The organism is Mesorhizobium sp. M1399 (assembly GCF_040317735.1).
Lineage (GTDB): Bacteria > Pseudomonadota > Alphaproteobacteria > Rhizobiales > Rhizobiaceae > Mesorhizobium.
In genome coordinates this window covers 1-1,327 of record NZ_JAMYKZ010000069.1, presented here as the reverse complement: position 1 = coordinate 1,327, position 1,327 = coordinate 1, and the positions used below count along the sequence as shown (strand labels likewise).

At 64.4% G+C, this 1,327-nt stretch carries 1 protein-coding gene; it reads left to right on the top strand.

Annotation, left to right across the window (positions count from 1 at the left end; all coding sequences use genetic code 11):
* Nucleotides 1-181: 181 nt before the first annotated feature.
* A partial coding sequence (locus NKH05_RS32940) for an IS5 family transposase (protein WP_353017951.1) occupies nt 182-1,327 on the top strand: 1,146 nt, incomplete at its 3' end.

Here is a 1,327-nt window from a genome sequence, read left to right as displayed (position 1 = left end):
CGTCGACCGTGAACTATCCGCAAGCCGTTGATCTGGCATGTTGATTGAGGCGGATAGCGGCTTTTGGATTGCAGGATTAGCGGTTTATGGGGGCTGTTTTCCTGCAATTCGTTTTGCGATTCCCTTGTGCTGCGGCGCGTGATTCACTTGGTTCGGCGGCGGCGAATCGAGGGGACGGCGAATGTCCAGGCCACGCGAGAAGCGCGAGGCGGGAAAGCAGGATCTGTTCCGCTCCAGGCTCGATCAGATCATCAACATGAAGCACGAGCTGGTGCGGCTGGCGCAGGCGATCGACTGGCCGGTGCTGGAGGAGCGTTTCGGCGCCGTCTATTCGGACGGCCCCGGCATGCCGCCGCTGCCGACCCGGCTGATGGCGGGGCTGGCCATCCTCAAGCACACTTTCAACCTGTCGGACGAGGTGCTGTGCGAGCGCTGGGTGGAGAACCCCTACTTCCAGTATCTTTGCGGCGAGGAATTCTTCTGCCACGCGCTGCCGTTCGATCGCTCGTCGATGACGCGCTGGCGCGGCCGCATGGGCGAGGAGCGGATCGTGGCGCTCTTGCAGGAAAGCCTCAGCCTCGCGGTCAAGACCGGGGCGATGAAGCCGTCCGACACGCGCCAGGTGATCGTCGACACAACCGTGCAGCCGAAGAACGTGATGTTCCCGACCGACGCCAAGCTCATTCACCGGGCGCGCGAGCGGCTGGTGCGGCTGGCCAGGAGGACGGGGCTCAATTTGCGCCAGACCTATGTGCGGGTCGGCAAGCTGGCGCTGATCAAGCACCAGCGCTATGCCCACGCCAAGCAGTTCAAGCGGGCCAACAAGGCGCTGCGCAGGCTCAAGACCTATCTCGGCCGGACCATTCGCGACATCGGTCGCCAGGTCGCCGGCGATGCGAGGCTGGACGCGCTCTTCAAATGGCCGCTCTACCAGGCCGCCACCGTTCTCGAGCAGCGCCAGCGTCAGCGCGGCCGCAAGATCTACAGCCTGCACGCGCACGAGGTGGAATGCATCGGCAAGGGCAAGGCGCACATGCCCTACGAGTTCGGAGTGAAGGTGTCGGTGGCCACCACGCTGAAGCGCTCCAAGGGTGGTCAGTTCGCCCTGCATGCAAAAGCACTGCCCGGCAATCCCTATGACGGCCACACGCTGGCAAGCGTCATCCCCGACATGGAGGAGACCATCGGCAACCAGATCGGCCGCATCCTCGCCGACGCCGGCTATCGCGGCCACAACGCACCCCAGAGCCACAGGTTCAGGGTCTTCACCAGCGGCCAGAAACGCCGCGTCACTCCGGCCATCAAACGCCAGATGCGGCGGCGGTCG